This window comes from Allorhizobium sp. NPDC080224 (assembly GCF_050281005.1).
GTDB lineage: Bacteria > Pseudomonadota > Alphaproteobacteria > Rhizobiales > Rhizobiaceae > Allorhizobium.
On record NZ_JBNNWJ010000001.1, the window covers coordinates 1,195,276 to 1,209,964 of the forward strand.

At 62.3% G+C, this 14,689-nt stretch carries 17 protein-coding genes; 8 read left to right on the forward strand and 9 right to left on the reverse strand.

Annotated features, from left to right (window positions below; all coding sequences use genetic code 11):
* Positions 1 to 302: 302 nt before the first annotated feature.
* A complete protein-coding gene (locus ACQKP1_RS05865) occupies positions 303 to 1,991 on the forward strand; it encodes a methyl-accepting chemotaxis protein (RefSeq protein ID WP_427274559.1) in 1,689 nt (562 codons plus the stop codon).
* Positions 1,992 to 2,252: 261 nt separating this feature from the next.
* Positions 2,253 to 3,941: a methyl-accepting chemotaxis protein gene (locus tag ACQKP1_RS05870; RefSeq protein ID WP_427274560.1), complete on the forward strand. Its 1,689-nt coding sequence runs from the start codon at positions 2,253 to 2,255 to the stop codon at positions 3,939 to 3,941.
* Positions 3,942 to 3,959: 18 nt separating this feature from the next.
* Here ACQKP1_RS05870 and ACQKP1_RS05875 read toward each other — a convergent pair whose 3' ends face one another.
* Positions 3,960 to 5,018 (reverse strand): LacI family DNA-binding transcriptional regulator, encoded by a 1,059-nt coding sequence (locus ACQKP1_RS05875; protein WP_427274561.1) that lies wholly within the window; start codon positions 5,016 to 5,018, stop codon positions 3,960 to 3,962.
* Between the two features lie 55 nt (positions 5,019 to 5,073).
* Between ACQKP1_RS05875 and ACQKP1_RS05880 the strand changes: the two genes are divergently transcribed.
* Both ACQKP1_RS05880 and ACQKP1_RS05885 read left to right on the forward strand, forming a co-directional pair.
* A complete protein-coding gene (locus ACQKP1_RS05880) occupies positions 5,074 to 6,267 on the forward strand; it encodes a phytanoyl-CoA dioxygenase family protein (protein WP_427274562.1) in 1,194 nt (397 codons plus the stop codon).
* A complete protein-coding gene (locus ACQKP1_RS05885; protein ID WP_427274563.1) occupies positions 6,264 to 7,091 on the forward strand; it encodes an SDR family oxidoreductase in 828 nt (275 codons plus the stop codon). Before ACQKP1_RS05880 ends, ACQKP1_RS05885 begins: the two co-directional genes overlap by 4 nt.
* Positions 7,092 to 7,133: 42 nt before the next feature.
* On the opposite strand, the gene ACQKP1_RS05890 is transcribed toward ACQKP1_RS05885, so the two are convergent.
* Positions 7,134 to 8,657: a sensor histidine kinase gene (locus tag ACQKP1_RS05890; protein WP_427274564.1), complete on the reverse strand. Its 1,524-nt coding sequence runs from the start codon at positions 8,655 to 8,657 to the stop codon at positions 7,134 to 7,136.
* Positions 8,658 to 8,877: 220 nt separating this feature from the next.
* Between ACQKP1_RS05890 and ACQKP1_RS05895 the strand changes: the two genes are divergently transcribed.
* Together ACQKP1_RS05895 and ACQKP1_RS05900 are read left to right on the forward strand one after the other, a co-directional pair.
* Positions 8,878 to 9,099 carry a hypothetical protein gene (locus tag ACQKP1_RS05895; protein WP_427274565.1) on the forward strand — a complete coding sequence of 74 codons (222 nt, stop codon included), beginning with the start codon at positions 8,878 to 8,880 and terminating at the stop codon, positions 9,097 to 9,099.
* Positions 9,100 to 9,121: 22 nt separating this feature from the next.
* Complete coding sequence (locus ACQKP1_RS05900) at positions 9,122 to 9,607, forward strand: DUF421 domain-containing protein (protein ID WP_203013860.1); 486 nt, start codon at positions 9,122 to 9,124, stop codon at positions 9,605 to 9,607.
* On the opposite strand, the gene ACQKP1_RS05905 is transcribed toward ACQKP1_RS05900, so the two are convergent.
* The gene (locus ACQKP1_RS05905; protein ID WP_427274566.1) at positions 9,608 to 9,994 is read right to left on the reverse strand and encodes a DUF1622 domain-containing protein; all 387 of its coding nucleotides are present in this window, start codon (positions 9,992 to 9,994) and stop codon (positions 9,608 to 9,610) included. It lies immediately after the preceding gene.
* A 141-nt stretch (positions 9,995 to 10,135) separates the two neighbouring features.
* Between ACQKP1_RS05905 and ACQKP1_RS05910 the strand changes: the two genes are divergently transcribed.
* Positions 10,136 to 10,438, forward strand: a complete 303-nt coding sequence (locus ACQKP1_RS05910) for a hypothetical protein (protein ID WP_006727184.1) — start codon at positions 10,136 to 10,138, stop codon at positions 10,436 to 10,438.
* A 211-nt stretch (positions 10,439 to 10,649) separates the two neighbouring features.
* Positions 10,650 to 11,087: a YqaA family protein gene (locus tag ACQKP1_RS05915; protein ID WP_427276408.1), complete on the forward strand. Its 438-nt coding sequence runs from the start codon at positions 10,650 to 10,652 to the stop codon at positions 11,085 to 11,087.
* Positions 11,088 to 11,126: 39 nt separating this feature from the next.
* Here the strand turns inward: ACQKP1_RS05915 and ACQKP1_RS05920 are convergent, their stop codons facing one another.
* The 6 genes from ACQKP1_RS05920 to ACQKP1_RS05945 form a co-directional block, all read right to left on the reverse strand.
* Positions 11,127 to 11,375: a DUF982 domain-containing protein gene (locus ACQKP1_RS05920; RefSeq protein ID WP_006727187.1), complete on the reverse strand. Its 249-nt coding sequence runs from the start codon at positions 11,373 to 11,375 to the stop codon at positions 11,127 to 11,129.
* A gap of 281 nt (positions 11,376 to 11,656) precedes the next feature.
* Complete coding sequence (locus tag ACQKP1_RS05925; protein WP_427274567.1) at positions 11,657 to 12,364, reverse strand: haloacid dehalogenase type II; 708 nt, start codon at positions 12,362 to 12,364, stop codon at positions 11,657 to 11,659.
* 76 nt (positions 12,365 to 12,440) lie between these two features.
* A complete protein-coding gene (locus tag ACQKP1_RS05930) occupies positions 12,441 to 12,653 on the reverse strand; it encodes a hypothetical protein (protein ID WP_006727191.1) in 213 nt (70 codons plus the stop codon).
* A gap of 210 nt (positions 12,654 to 12,863) precedes the next feature.
* A complete protein-coding gene (locus ACQKP1_RS05935; protein WP_427274568.1) occupies positions 12,864 to 13,088 on the reverse strand; it encodes a BrnA antitoxin family protein in 225 nt (74 codons plus the stop codon).
* Positions 13,075 to 13,353: a BrnT family toxin gene (locus ACQKP1_RS05940; protein ID WP_427274569.1), complete on the reverse strand. Its 279-nt coding sequence runs from the start codon at positions 13,351 to 13,353 to the stop codon at positions 13,075 to 13,077. The genes ACQKP1_RS05935 and ACQKP1_RS05940 overlap by 14 nt, the downstream gene beginning before the upstream one ends.
* Before the next feature lie 84 nt (positions 13,354 to 13,437).
* Positions 13,438 to 14,649: an ROK family protein gene (locus ACQKP1_RS05945; protein WP_427276409.1), complete on the reverse strand. Its 1,212-nt coding sequence runs from the start codon at positions 14,647 to 14,649 to the stop codon at positions 13,438 to 13,440.
* Between the last annotated feature and the right edge of the window lie 40 nt (positions 14,650 to 14,689).

Genomic DNA, 14,689 nt, shown 5'->3' on the forward strand with positions numbered 1-14,689 from the left:
CAGATCCGGCGGTTTTTTCATGGCACTGCCAGATAGCAGATTGTTCCATGCCTGGAACAAGGGTTAACGCCGGCGCAGCCGGATCATGGGTGAGGGGATTTCATCAATTCATACCCCTCAAAAATGGTGGTGGCCCTGTGTATTAGGCTTTATCACGAATTCCGAATTCAACCATTTTTGGGTCCCTTGGCCCAATTTCCCGCTTAACGTTCGTCATTTGTGGCGAAACACGCGCTCCCATTTAGCGCGCGTTAACATAACGCAGGTTTGATTGACGCAGTGATCCACGCTTGGGGGCCAAGATGCTGTCGAACTACCTGAACGCGAATAAGCTTGCCGATGACATGAGGGCGATTTCCACGGCGCAGGCGATGATTTCGTTCTCGCCGGACGGCACCATTCTTCATGCCAACGAGAATTTCCTGAAGACGCTCGGCTACAGCCTGGACGAGATCGTCGGCAAACATCACCGCATGTTCTGCGAGGAAGCGATCCGCAATTCTCCGGACTATCAGCGCTTCTGGTCGGATCTTGCCGCCGGCCGCTTCCAGAGCGGCCAGTTCCGCCGCCAAAGCAAGTCGGGCGACGATGTCTGGATCGAGGCCACCTATAATCCGGTCTTCAGCGGCGGCCGTGTGGTGCGCATCCTGAAGATCGCCTCCGACATCACGGCGAGCAAGATCGCCTCCCTGCACGACGGCAACCGGCTGAGGGCGATCGATCAGTCCCAGGCGATCATCGAATTCGAGATCGACGGCACCATTGTCCAGGCAAACGACAATTTCCTCAAAGCCATGGGCTATGACGCAGCCGAGATCGTCGGCAAGCATCACCGCATGTTCTGCGATCCGGCCTATGGTGAGACCACCGAATATGCCCAGTTCTGGGAGCGTCTGCGCGCCGGCGAGTTCATCTCGTCCAATTTCGTCCGTTACGGCAAGGGCGGCCGCGAGGTCTGGATTCAGGCGGCCTACACGCCCGTCTTCAATTCGCGTGGCAAGGTCTACAAGGTGATCAAGGTCGCCACGGACATCAGCCCGCGCATGCGCGCCGTCAAGATCATAGGCCAGGCGATCAAGCGTCTGGCAGACGGCGATCTTACCGTGCGTCTGAACGAGCCGCTCGATCCGGTTCTGGAAGCGACGAGACTCGACGTTAACACCGCAGCTCAGGCCCTCGACGAAACCATGACCGGCATCGTCCGGGCCGCCCAGGCGCTGTCGGAAAACGCTGCCGTAATCAGCGACGTTTCCAACAGCATCGCTGCAAACGGTGAACGCCAGGCCGCAACGGTCGAGCAGACGGCAGCGGCTCTCGAAGAAATCAACCGCACGGTCAAGGATACGACCAGCCGCACGCTTGCCACCACCCGCCTCGTCAGCGAAACCCGTGCCAATGCCGAGGCCTCCGGCACCGTCGTCACCCAGGCGACATCGGCGATGGACGAGATCGCCGGCTCCTCGCGCGAGATCGAAAACATCATCGGCGTGATCGACGAGATCGCCTTCCAGACCAATCTTCTGGCGCTCAATGCCGGCGTCGAGGCAGCAAGAGCAGGCGAGGCCGGCAAGGGTTTTGCCGTCGTTGCCCAGGAAGTTCGCGAACTCGCCCAACGCTCGGCAAGCGCTGCCAAGGACATCAAGGGCCTGATCGCCAAGTCGGCGAATGCCGTCAGTCACGGCGTCGCCCTGGTCGATCAGACCGGCCACGCACTGGAATCGATCGTCAATCAGGTGCAGGAAATTGATGGCAATGTCGATGCGATCTCCGTCTCTGCTCGCGATCAGGCGCAGGGCATCGGTGAGATCAACGGCTCGATCGGTATGCTGGACAAGGTAACCCAACAGAGTGCCGCGACCGTGGAAGAGGCAAGCGCCGCTGCAAGCTCGCTCGCCGATGGCGCCCGCGATCTCTACGGCCTCGTCTCCCGCTTCCAGACATCGGCGCTGAAACCCGGACAGGTTCAGCACGCCATGGGCAGGGCCGCCTGAGGGTTGAAGTAAACTTCGCGGATCGGGCAGGCGTGCGAAGATGTTGGTGGCCCTTCCCGGGCCTATCCTGAACATCCTTCCACCAAATGATTAGGTCAAGGGGCCAGCCGCAGCACCAGCGCGGTTGGCCTTTTTCAGTTGCATTCTTCCGGTCGCACATTCTTGGCGTTTATCAAATTTAGCAGTGGCGCGTGGGTTCATTTAGTAAACATTAATTTTCGGGTGCTTTGGTGTATTCATTGAATCTCGAGAGGCACGAACATGCTGACGGACTACCTCCACGCGACCAAACTTGCCGATGACATGAGAGCCCTCTCCAATGCGCAGGCCATGATCTGGTTTGCGCCTGACGGCACGATCCTCGACGCCAACGAGAACTTCCTCAACGCGCTCGGATACAAGCTCGAGGAGATCGTCGGCAAACATCATCGCATCTTTTGCGAAGACGCCATCCGTCAGTCGCCGGATTATCAGCGCTTCTGGTCGGAACTGTCAGCGGGACGATTTCAGGGTGGCCAGTTCCGCCGCCAGAGCAAGACTGGCGAGGACGTCTGGATCGAGGCGACCTATAATCCGGTCTTCCATGGCGGCCGGGTGATCCGAATTCTGAAGATCGCAACGGACATCACCAAGACCAAGATCGTCGCCCTGCACGACAACAATCGGCTGCGCGCCATCGATCAATCGCAGGCGATCATCGAATTCGAACCCGACGGCACCATCGTCGAGGCCAACGACAACTTCCTGAAGGCTATGGGTTACGATCGGTCGGAGGTCATCGGCAAGCATCACAGCATGTTCTGTGAACCGACATATGCGCGCACATCCGATTACACCCAGTTCTGGGAAAACCTTCGCGCCGGTGAATTTCTGGCGTCCAACTTCGTCCGCTACGGGAAAGGAGGACGCGAGGTTTGGATCCAAGCGGCGTATACGCCCGTGTTCAGTTCCCGCGGCAAGGTCTATCGGGTGATCAAGGTCGCCACCGATATCAGTGGTCGCATGCGGGCAGTTAAGATAATTGGCGCGGCCATCAAGCGGCTCGCCGATGGGGATCTGACTGTCCGGCTGCGAGACCCGCTCGACCCGGTCCTCGAGGATACGAGGCTTGACGTCAACACCGCCGCCGAAGCACTTGACCGCACATTGAGCGGAATCGTGCAGGCGGTTCAGATGCTCTCGGCCAATGCCGCCGTCATCAATGATGTCGCCAATGGCATAGCCACGAATGGCGAGCGTCAGGCGGCCACGGTCGAAGAGACCGCCGCAGCCCTCGACGAGATCACCACCACGATCAAGGATACGACGGGCCGCACACAGGCAACCATGAAGCTGGTTGGCGAGATGCGCTCCAATGCGGAAGGCTCCGGTCTCGTCGTCAAGCAGGCGACTGCCGCCATGGGCGAAATCGCCAGTTCCTCGAAGGAAATCGAGAACATCATCGGTGTCATCGACGAGATCGCCTTCCAGACGAACCTGCTGGCCCTCAATGCCGGAGTCGAGGCTGCAAGAGCCGGGGAAGCCGGCAAGGGTTTCGCCGTCGTTGCCCAGGAAGTCCGCGAACTCGCCCAGCGGTCGGCAAGTGCGGCCAAGGATATCAAGGGCCTGATTGCCAAGGCGTCTGATGCCGTCCAACACGGTGTCAGCCTCGTCGACAAGACCGGACACGCCTTGCAGTCCATCGTCAACCAGGTCCAGGAAATCGATTCGAATGTCGACGCGATCGCCATTGCTGCCCGGGAGCAGTCGCAGGGGATCAGCGAAATCAACGGAGCCATCAACACGCTCGACAAGGTGACCCAGCAGAGTGCCGCGACCGGCGAGGAAGCCAGTGCCACGGCAGCCTCCCTCTCGGAGAGCGCCCGGGAACTCTACACAATGGTATCCCGCTTCCAGACGACAGGCGCGAAAGGCGCACAGTCGCAGCAGGCCATGAGCAGGGCTGCTTGAGACAAGCGGCGCCTGATCTCACATCACCTCATGCGGCGTGGCGATCGCCACCCGCGATGGTGCCACCTGGAAATCCCGGGGCAGCATGCGGTGATGCGCCATGACCATCTGACAGGCGCTGCGGGCGTCCTGGCGCAGGTCGTGATGGATGACGAAGGTCAGGCGACCCTCCGCCAAAAGCGCGCGATTGTCTGCATCGAGATCATGGGCGGCAAAGACATCGATCCGGCGCCGCTCCTCGGCGAACGCGCGCAGGATCGCCCGGTTGCCGCCGCCGATCGAATAGACGGCGCGGATCTCGGGATGGCTGACCAGCACCGCCTTCACCAGCCGCTCCGTCGTGCGGTCGACGCCGAAGCCCTCTGAAATCGTTACGATGCCCAGATGCGGCGCGTCCTTTTCAAGTGCGTCGCGAAAGCCGCGCTCGCGTTCCTCCTCGCCGGAAAAACGGACGCTCGATAGCGTGACCAGCACCTTGTCCTGAGCCGGCCCCGCCATGCGCGCGAGCAGATAGGCGGCCGTTGCGCCCGCCACCCGATTGTCCATGCCGACGTAACCCTGCCGCACATTTCCAGGCAGATCGGTCACCAACGTCACCACAGGAATGCCGCTTTCCATCAACTCGGCTGCCATCGCCGCAATCGCCGGCGTCGAGGGCACCTTGACGACGACGCCATGGCTGCCGCGCCGGCGAATGCGCTTGAGGATGGCGAGAAGATCGCGCTCCTCCATGGTCTCGGCCACGTGAAAGCGCGCCGAGAGCGAAGCCGGCCGCATGCCCGGCAGCTCGGCGTCAAAGGCCGCACGCACGGCATTCGAAAATCGCTGCGGCGTTTCCATGACGACGTCGATGACGAGGCGCCGCCCCGCGATGCGTGCCTCGGCATATTGCCGCTCCAGTTCGGCGATCGCCGCCTCGATGCGAAGTCCCGTCGCTTTTGCCACATGCCCACGTCCGTGCAGCGCCCGATCGACGGTGGCGAGACTGAGGCCCGATTGCAGGGCGATGTCCTTGAGCGGGAAGGGCGGGCGCATGGCTTCGGCCTTGAGGTGTTTTTGAGGTGTTTTGCCGCTCATTTCTCGCCCTTCGCCTGACTATGGTCAAGCGGGATGAGGATTTCGGGAGGAAACCATGGACCAGAGAACATTGACCAGTCGTCGTCGCGACAAGGTCTGGCTCGACAGTGAGGCCGGCGACATCGAGGCCTTCAAGGCGCTGGTGGCTCAGAAGACCAGGCGCGAAGACTGGCCGTTCGCGAGCGGCGTCGAGAAGAACGTGCTCCTTTATGATGGGTCGGCCGTGCGCGACATCGCCCGCGATCCGGAGGCCCGCTGCGACTTGATGGCAGAATGGGTCGAGGTCTTCACGACCGGCCCCGGCGTCATCGTCATTAAAAATGCCATTGCCGATCTTGCGGTCGTCGATCGCGCCACCGAAGTCTTTAACGCCATCGTCAAGGCCGAGAAGGAAGGCGGCAAGGCGGCCGCCGACCATTTCGCCAAACCCGGCGCCAATGACCGCATCTGGAACTCCCTGCAGAAACACGCGCTCGCCGACCCCGACAATTTCGCCCGCTATTATGCCTCGGACGCAATCGCCATGGCGTCGGAAGCCTGGCTCGGCCGCGGCTATCAGATGACCGCGCAGATGAACCGCGTGAACCCCGGCGGCAAGGCGCAGGTCCCGCATCGCGATTATCACCTCGGCTTCATGTCGCCGGAGCAGATGCAAGCCTATCCGGGCCACATCCACGCGGTCTCGCCGCTTCTGACGCTGCAGGGTGCGGTCGCCCATTGCGACATGCCGGTCGAAAGCGGCCCGACGCTCTTCCTGCCTTATTCGCAGAGCTTCTTCGAAGGCTACCTCGCCTTCGGCCGGCCGGAATTCCAGGCAGTGTTTGCCGAGAGCCACGTGCAACTGCCGCTGTCGAAGGGCGACGCCGTCTTCTTCAATCCGGCCCTGATGCACGGCGCCGGCAACAACGTATCGACCGATATCTGGCGCATGGCAAACCTCTTGCAGGTCTCCTCCGCCTTCGGCCGCGCCATGGAGAGCGTCGACCGCGACGCCATGTGCAAGGCCGTCTATCCCGCGCTTTTGGCTGCCCACAGGACGGGCACGCTGACTTCTGCCGAAATCGCCAATGCCATTGCGGCCACCGCGGAAGGTTATGCCTTCCCGACCAATCTCGACAGCGATCCGCCGGTCGGTGGCCTTGCGCCGAAAACGCAGAACACCATGATGACGGAAGCACTCGAGGCGGGCATGGAGCCGGAGGCCTTCGCAGCGCTCGTCGAGACACAGGCTGCCAAGCGCAGGGCATGAGGACCACAATGGGAAGACTGGACAACAAGATCGCCGTGGTCACCGGCGGCACGCAAGGCTTGGGCGCGGAGGTCGCGCGGCTCTTTGCCGAGCGCGGTGCCAAGGGCCTCGTCATCTGCGGCCGCAGCCGCGACAAGGGCGAGGCGAAGGCCCGTGAGATCACCGAGCGCTACGGCACCCCGGTGTATTTCGTCTCGGCTGATCTCGGCGAGGTCGCTGATTGCCGCCGGGTGATTGCCGCGACCGACGAAAAATTCGGCCGCATCGATGCGCTGGTCAATGTCGCTGCCATCACCGATCGCGGCACGATCCTCGACACCGACGAGGCGCTGTTCGACCGCATGTTCGCGATCAACACTCGCGCGCCCTTCTTCCTCATCCAGGATGCGGTGAAGCTGATGCTGCGCGACGGTATCGAGGGCACGATCGTCAACATCTCCTCCATGTCATCGATGGCCGGCCAGCCTTTCATCGCCGCCTATTGCGCCTCCAAGGGCGCGCTCGACACGCTGACCCGCAATGTCGCCTTCGGCCTCCTGAAAAACCGGATCCGCTGCAATGCGCTCAATATCGGCTGGATGGCGAGCGACGGCGAAGATCGCATCCAGCGGGAATATCACGGCGCGCCGGCCGACTGGCTGAAGGAAGCGGCCGCCCGCCAGCCCTTCGGTCGCCTCGTCGATCCGGCCGAGGTCGCCCGTGCCTGCGCCTATCTGTCGTCTGAGGAAAGCGGCCTGATGACCGGCGCCACGATCAATTTCGACCAGTCGATCTGGGGCGCCTATGAGGACAGCCCGCATCCGAAGGAAAAGATGACGCTCTGAGGGGAGGCGAGGGGAGTCGCGGAACCCCCGACGCGGCTTCCCTCACAGGCTGAACCGGATCACGTAACGCGTCCCGCCATCGATCTCGCGGGAGATCTCGCCTCCCACCTGCGCAACGAAGGCATCGACGAGACGGGTGCCGGAGCGGCGTGTGGTCTCCTCATCCATGCCGATGCCGTCATCGGCGATGGTGAGGCGGGCCCGGCCGTCGTTTTCGGCTTTAAGCGTCAGGCGGATCGTGCCGCTCTCCCTGTCGGAAAAGGCATGTTTCACGGCATTGGTCACCAGTTCCAGGGCAGCAAGCGCCAGCGGGGAGGCCCGGTCGGCAGGCAGGAGGATGCCGCTCGGCAGAACCGCGTCGAGTGTGATGGCCCGATCTTCCGGCACCAGCGTCGCCGGATCGCAGGCGCGGGTCAGGAGTTCGCCGAGGTCGATCTTCTCGCCGTGACTGGAGCGATAGAGCAGGTCATGCACCTCGGCCAGCGCCCTGACCCGCATCTGCAGCGCCTGCACGTCGACACTGCCGCGCCGTGCCTGCATGTTGATGAGGCTCGTCACCAGCGCAAGATTGTTCTTGATCCGATGGTTCATCTCGCGCACGAGCTCGGCCCGTTGATGCGCAAGGTTCTCCGCCTCGGCTCGCTTCAGCGCCTGCCGGTCGCTTTCGCGTTGAACCAGCATGCTGCGTCTGGCAAGCGACGTCGCAACCAGCGTGAAGGCGCAAATTGCCAGCATCAACAGCCAGACGGGCAGCGCGCTGCGGATGGTGGCTGCACGGATACCGTCGATCGGCACGCCGAAATTGGCGACGAGGGGTATGCCGCCGAGCCGGCTGAAGGCGTAGATGCGCCGGATACCGTCGGAGACCGCCAGCGCCTCGTAGACACCTTCATTGCTGATCGCCATGTTCTGCCGCGCCGGTGTGTCGGGTGCAAGAACGATCGGCTCGGCCGGAACCTGGCGCACCAGGAGCTTGCCATCGTCGCGGGTGAGGGAAGCCGCCTCATTTTCCTGTGACGCGACATCGCGCAGGAAGGTGCGGCTGGTATCGGTCGCGATCGACGAGACGATCATGCCGCGGAAATCATTGGTGACGAAGGGTGTCGCGACGATGATCGCGTCCTCGCCGCCCGGCTCCAGCTTGATCCGGTCGATGAAGAGCCGACTGCCACCCCGGATCGCGTCGATATAGTCGCGAGACCCCATGTCCATGTCGACCGGGAAGGCACGGCTCGAGGCCAGCATCCGCCCTTCCTCGCTGATCACCACCAGTCCGAAATTGTCCGGTTGGCGACCATCAAGATCGGCGAGAAAGCCGTGAAACGCCTCCGAGCGCAGGAAGTCTGCCGGCTCATCGTTGACCCGGCTGCGGGCCGCACCATGCTTGATGAGCTCGGTCTCGATCAGGCGCTGGGAATATTGGCGGACAAGGGTGACCGTGTCGACCGCATGATCGGTCGCGATCGCCTTCTGCTCCTGCCAGGCGATCCCGCCCCAGATCAGTCCACCCACGACCGGGATCAGGACACTCCCGATTTGAATGGTCCGGAACCAGCGTAACACCATATCGGGACCCCAGACTGCCAAGCCGTGCGCCCTTTCGAAGTTGCGTCGAAAATTGTTCAAGGCTGTGCTTATAGAGCAGTTCGTAACCACCATTGCAACACGATGACCTGCCCCTGGAACCAGTTTTGCCACCGCAAGTCGGAACGAAGCGATCACATGCCCGTTCGGCAGAGAGGACAAGCCTGAACGTAATCCCTGAATACAATCATGGAGAAAGACGATGACCTCAGACAGCGAAAACCATCGCGAGGAAGGCGTTCGCAAGCTCGCCGAGCCAGCCGGCGCCGCGATCCGCCCCGACGCACGCCGCGAGGCGAACCGGCTGGGCTCCGACACCTATCTCGTCGACCAGGACATGGAAGACAGCGATCAGCGCGAGGGACAGGACCGCCCGGACGGTCGCCCATCGCCGCTCGCCAATGCCGACAATCCGGAGCGCTGAAAAGCCGGGAAGGAGTAAAGGCATGGACTGGCAGGAGATGCTGTTTCAGGGCTGGCCGGGCATTCTGCGCACACTGCTCGTCGGAACGCTCGCCTATGTCACTCTGGTGCTCTTCCTGCGCATCTCCGGCAAGCGAACGCTGTCGAAGCTCAATGCCTTCGATCTGGTGGTGACGGTGGCGCTCGGCTCCACCCTCTCTGCAATTCTCTTGCAGGAATCGATCGCGCTCGCCGAAGGGGCAACCGCGCTCGGCTTGCTGATCCTCCTGCAATACATCGTCACGTTCGCCTCGGTACGTTCGAACAGTGTGGCGAAGGCTCTTCGCTCGGAGCCGACACTTCTCGTACGCAACGGCAGTTTTTGCCACGACGCCATGATGCGACAGCGCATCACCGAGGATGAGATCAAGAGCGCGGCCCGCTCCAGTGGCCGCGAAAGCCTCGATCAGGTGGCGGCCATCGTGCTGGAGAGTGACGGCACGCTCAGCATCATCGGCGAGCCGCGCTGATCACACATTTTTATCCGCTGAGCCATCCGTCTTGCCCCGATGCAGGCTCTGCGTCCCGCGTTCCCCCTGCCAGGGCCAGCGCCCGGAAATCTCGACCTCCAGCGACAGGCTAAGGAAGGTCCTGATGATCACGATCACGCCGAGCACCAGCACGGAATCGAGGCTCGGCTCCACCGCCACCGTGTTGATGATGTCGCCGGCCACCATCAACTCGAGCCCGAGCAGGATCGCCCGTCCCATGCCGGCCCTCAGATCCCCATAGGCATTCAGGCCGTGCGGGCTTTTCAGATAGGCAAATCCCGAGACCGCGATGCCGATGACAATGACAGCGACGCCGACTGCTTCGATCACCCGGGTGATGATGTGCATGATGCTGACGAAATCCATGGCTCCGGCTCCCCTTTGATCAGGGTGCAACGTTCCCCCATCCGATCGGTTTCCACAATCGCCAACACGTCACGGCACCTTTCGCCGTGTCGCGCGTTGATGAGACGAACACCGTCCATCTCGAGAAGCAGGGAGACCCCGATGCAGGATTTCGATCTCAGCGCCATGACCGAGGACGAACTCGACCGGTTGATTGCGGATGCGACCCGCGAGCGCGAAACGCGCAGCAATCCGGATGAACGCAAGGCCGATGCCGATGGCGTCCGCGGTCAGGATGTCAACGACCCGAAGCACGGCGCCATCACCACGCCCGCCCCGCATCAGGTCCGTGAACATGGGCCCGAGGGTCTGGAGCCGGGCGCGCGCGTCGAAGGAAGCCGCGTGATCGATGCCGATGAGGCCGCTGGTACGGATATCGAGCACGCCGCCCGTCGCGTCGTCTGACCAGAACCGTCTGATACAGTTTCGATGGCCAGCCCCCGGCCATCCGGCCGCCATGCATCGCCCCCCGGATGCATGGCGGCCCTTCTTTAGGGTCATACGGTTCCGAAGCCGTCGCGTGTCCAGTTTGAGAGACTGAAGTCAGAAACCTACGCCGACGAACTCCGCCCGCCACGTTGCCAGCCGGAACTCGCCACGCTAGACCGGGCTGGTGATCACCGCTTTCGCCGCCTATACAGCACTTTTCCTGGCAGCTTTCCTCGCCGCGACCATTGTCCCGGCGCAGTCCGAGGCCGTACTGGTCGGCCTGATCCTCGCCAAAGAGCAGCCTGTTGTCCTGCTGCTCCTCGTCGCAACGGCAGGCAATGTGCTCGGCTCGGTCGTCAACTGGCTGCTCGGCCGCTTTATCGAGCATTTCCGCGACCGTCCCTGGTTTCCCGTCTCCGAACAGAAGCTCGCCCGTGCCGAAGCCTGGTACCGCCGCTTCGGCATCTGGTCGCTGCTCTTGTCCTGGGTGCCGATCATCGGCGATCCCTTGACAGTCGTCGCGGGTCTCCTGCGCACGCCGTTTCTTACCTTCCTGATCCTGGTCACCATCGCCAAGGCCGGGCGCTACGCCGTGCTCGCCGCACTCACCCTCGGTCTGATGTGAGCCTGGCCGTCTGTCCCGGCTTCAAGCAGGCTGCAGAACTCACGCGGTAAACTTCACGCCCGCTGCCGTCGCCGCCGAAATCAGCGCTTTTCGCCCGTCCTCTTCCTTGGCCTTGCCCTGGGCCACGGCGCCGAGCACCAGAAGCGCCTTGTCCAGCACCTCGCTCTCTTCCTCCGGCCAGTCCTCGATCAACGCCCAGGAGGCGCCGAGCGAGCTATCGACCACCACATCCTCGCCCTCTTCGCCGATCCCGTGCAGGATCACGGGCTTGCTCCAGGTCTTGCTCATCGCTTTCACTTTCCTGTCTTGCTGCCACCTTAAGGGTCGGTGGCCCGATCTGGGGTCTGCATAACCGAGAGTGACGTCCGTCGCCACGCTTTCTGATCTCGGCGGCTATATGGACCGGATGTGCCGTTGCCGCAATTCGGCATGGCAGACCAGCAGCGATGCAGGTTGGCTTTGACTGGTCCAGGACCATGCCACTCTCCGCGCTCCTGCCTTTCCTTGTCTTCAGGCGCAAGGGCTTGCCCTGACGACTGGAGGACAGGCCGGCCCGGCTCAGTGTCGGCCTACGCGGGAACCTCGACCAGTCCCGACAGCGACGACAACACCTTGTCGGGCGCAAAATCCGCATATTCGTTCGGCGCACCGCTTCTGTTGATCCAGTGGCAGGTCATGCCGAAGGCCTTGGCGCCGGCAATGTCCCAGCGATTGGAGGACTGGAAGGCAATGTCGGGGGCGGAAATCCGCAGGCTCGATGTAACCAGCGCATAAGCCGCCGGCGCCGTCTTGTAGATCTTGAGAGGGTCGACCGAGAAGATCTCGTCGATCAGATGCCCGATCCCGGCGGCATCGACCGCCTCGTCGAGCATGGCCGGCGTGCCATTCGAGAGGATCGCGATCCGCGCCCCGGTCTCGCGCAGTGCTGCCAGCACGTCTGGCACCTCGGCAAAACAGTCGAGCTTGCGATAGGCGTCGAGCAGATCCGCCCGCAGACCCTTGTCGACGCCGGGAAATCGGGCAAGGCAAAAGTCGAGCGCGTCTTCGGTGAGCGCGCGAAAATCCCGGTATTGCCCCATCAGGCTAGTCACCCAGGTATATTCCAGCTGCTTCACCCGCCAGAGATCGGAGAGCGCCGGGGCATCCGGCCCGACTGCATCGGCATGCCGACGTACGGCCGCATGCACGTCGAACAGCGTGCCATAGGCATCGAAGACATAGGCTTGGTGCCCGGATCCGGTCCGGACGTCAGCATGGTATGCGATCGCGTCTGTCATGAATGTTCCTCCTCTAGGGAGGGTAGGGCGCAGGCGTCGGCCGTTCAAGCGGGCAGGGGCCCGTACCTGATCGCAATCAGCTGCGGCGTGCCGCGAGCCGCTTTCGGTCGTGTTCGACGGTCGAAAAACCGCGCGTCGTCAGCCGGAACTGGCGCTTCTGGAATTCGCCACGAACCTCGATCAGCCCCTGTTCCTCAGCCTCGGCCAGGGTCTTCAGGCTCGTGCCCTTCGGTGGCGTCTGCCAGTCGCGGCCTTGAGCGGCATGCAGCAATACCATGATCTTGATCATCGGGGTCTTTCTCTGGGCACGGCCGATCTCAGCCCTCCCACTCTTGAGGCCAGGCCGCAGATCAGAGGACGCGGGCGCAGCGAATGTCCGCCGGCGCGTCACAACTTGAATTGAGTGTTGCTATGCCTGAGGTTTTCGCGAGCGTCGATTCGAAAATGAACAAACCCACCCGGTCACTCAAAGGGATCGGCTAGCTTCGCTCAGTCACAGTCAGGATTTGGTCCGCAGCCAGTCCCTGAGCACCGCATTGATCCGCGACTGCCAGCCCGGGCCTTCGGCGCGAAAGGCGTCGATCACGTCCTGGTCCAGCCGGATGGTTGTCGAGACCTTCGTCTTGGGACTTTTGGGCCGCCCGCTTCGGACCGGTGCCGCCTGGAATTTCTCCACCCAGGGGCTGGTCGAAAGGTCAGGCGCCTCGTCCTCAATGTCCGGCAAGTCGACCTTTGTAGATGGTGTACTCACGGTCATTGGCTTTCCTCATGCTGATCACACGGATCGCCGGTTCGCGATGCGTCCAGATCATCACCACCATCCGTTGATCCAGCATGCCGATGGTCATGAAACGGACTTCACCATAATCGCGGCGATCGTCCTCTATCGTCAGATGCCGGCCGGCAAAAACCTCTCCCGCCCGCGCAAAATCCAATCCCCTTTCAACAAGGGCCTTCATCCGCTTTTCAGGATCGAAGGTGATATCCATTATTGTTACTACAAAAACATCAGAATAGCCATTGTCAAAATCAACAACTCTACCAATGGATGCAATCGGATGAGATGCGCACCTTCACCCACCCAGATCCTGATCGATCTCCGTCAGAGCCCGGTCCACATGCCCCTCGAAGACAAGCGTCTCCTCCTCGGTGATAATAAGGATTTCCGGCGCGCCGCGCACGCGCACATGCTGCGATTGGCCCAGCCCTTCGTCGAGCCCTCGGGTGAGCAGGTCCATGAAGCGCGTGCCCGGCCCGGTGATCGCGATCGGCATGGTTTCCTCGGCAAGGCTCAGCATGCGCGACAGTCCCTGGCCAAGCGCAAGCCCTGCCTGCCGAAAGGCATATTCCGACGCCCGATGCCCCTGGCGGGCGCGGCTTGCGATCTTTTCCATCTCGGCCAGCGGCACGAATTTCGCCGGGATCGTGTCCGGCGGTACTTCAAATGCCATGCGCAGAATGCCGTAAAAGCCGGCGGAGGCCTCAATGCAACCGATCGCGCCGCAGCGGCAGAGCTTGCCGTCGCTCGCATGCAGCATATGGCCGAAATTCGGCGCCCGGATTTCGAGATCGCCATGCTGGTCGCGATACGCGATCCCAAGCCCGATCGAGTGGCCGAGCGACAGCGTGGCAAGTGAGGCAAGCGGTGCGCCCCTGTTCTTCTCCAGCCGAAGCGCCAGCGCATGAGTGACGAGCAGGCTCTCGTTGAAGAGGTGGATCCGGCTGCCGCTGAAGTCGGAAAGGGCTGTCTCGAAGTCGAGCTCCTGATAGCCGAAAACCGGTGACCACAAAAGTTTCGCCCCCTCGCGGTCGACCAACCCCTTGCTGGAAATCGAAATGGTCGAAATCGAAGACGCTGGCAGACGCGACCGCTGTATCAGCCGCTCAAGGGCCGCCCGGAAACCGTCGAGAAAGCGCTTCGGCGATTCCGTCCCCTGTTCGCGCGCCTCCTCGAAACGGTCGATCATCGTGCCGCGATAATCGGCGAGCGAATATTGAACCGCATGCGAGGAGATGCGCGCCGCAATCACATGGGCGGCATCCCGGCGCCGGGCAAACAGGGCCCGCGGCCGTCCACGCTGGCCGGCATTCGCCACCTCGCGGCGCTCCAGCAAACCATTTTTCTCGAGATGCGAGGTAATTGCCGAAACGGTCGCCGAAGAGAGCCCCGTCGCCGCAGACAGATCGGTGTGGGCGAGTGGCCCTTCGCGCCTGAGCACCTTGAGCACGAGCCCGTTGTTCTGATGGCGAACGGCCTCGGTGCTCGCCCTCGGACTGGCTGTCATGATGGGCTTGTCGCCCGCTCTCGTATGGTCCACCGCATGC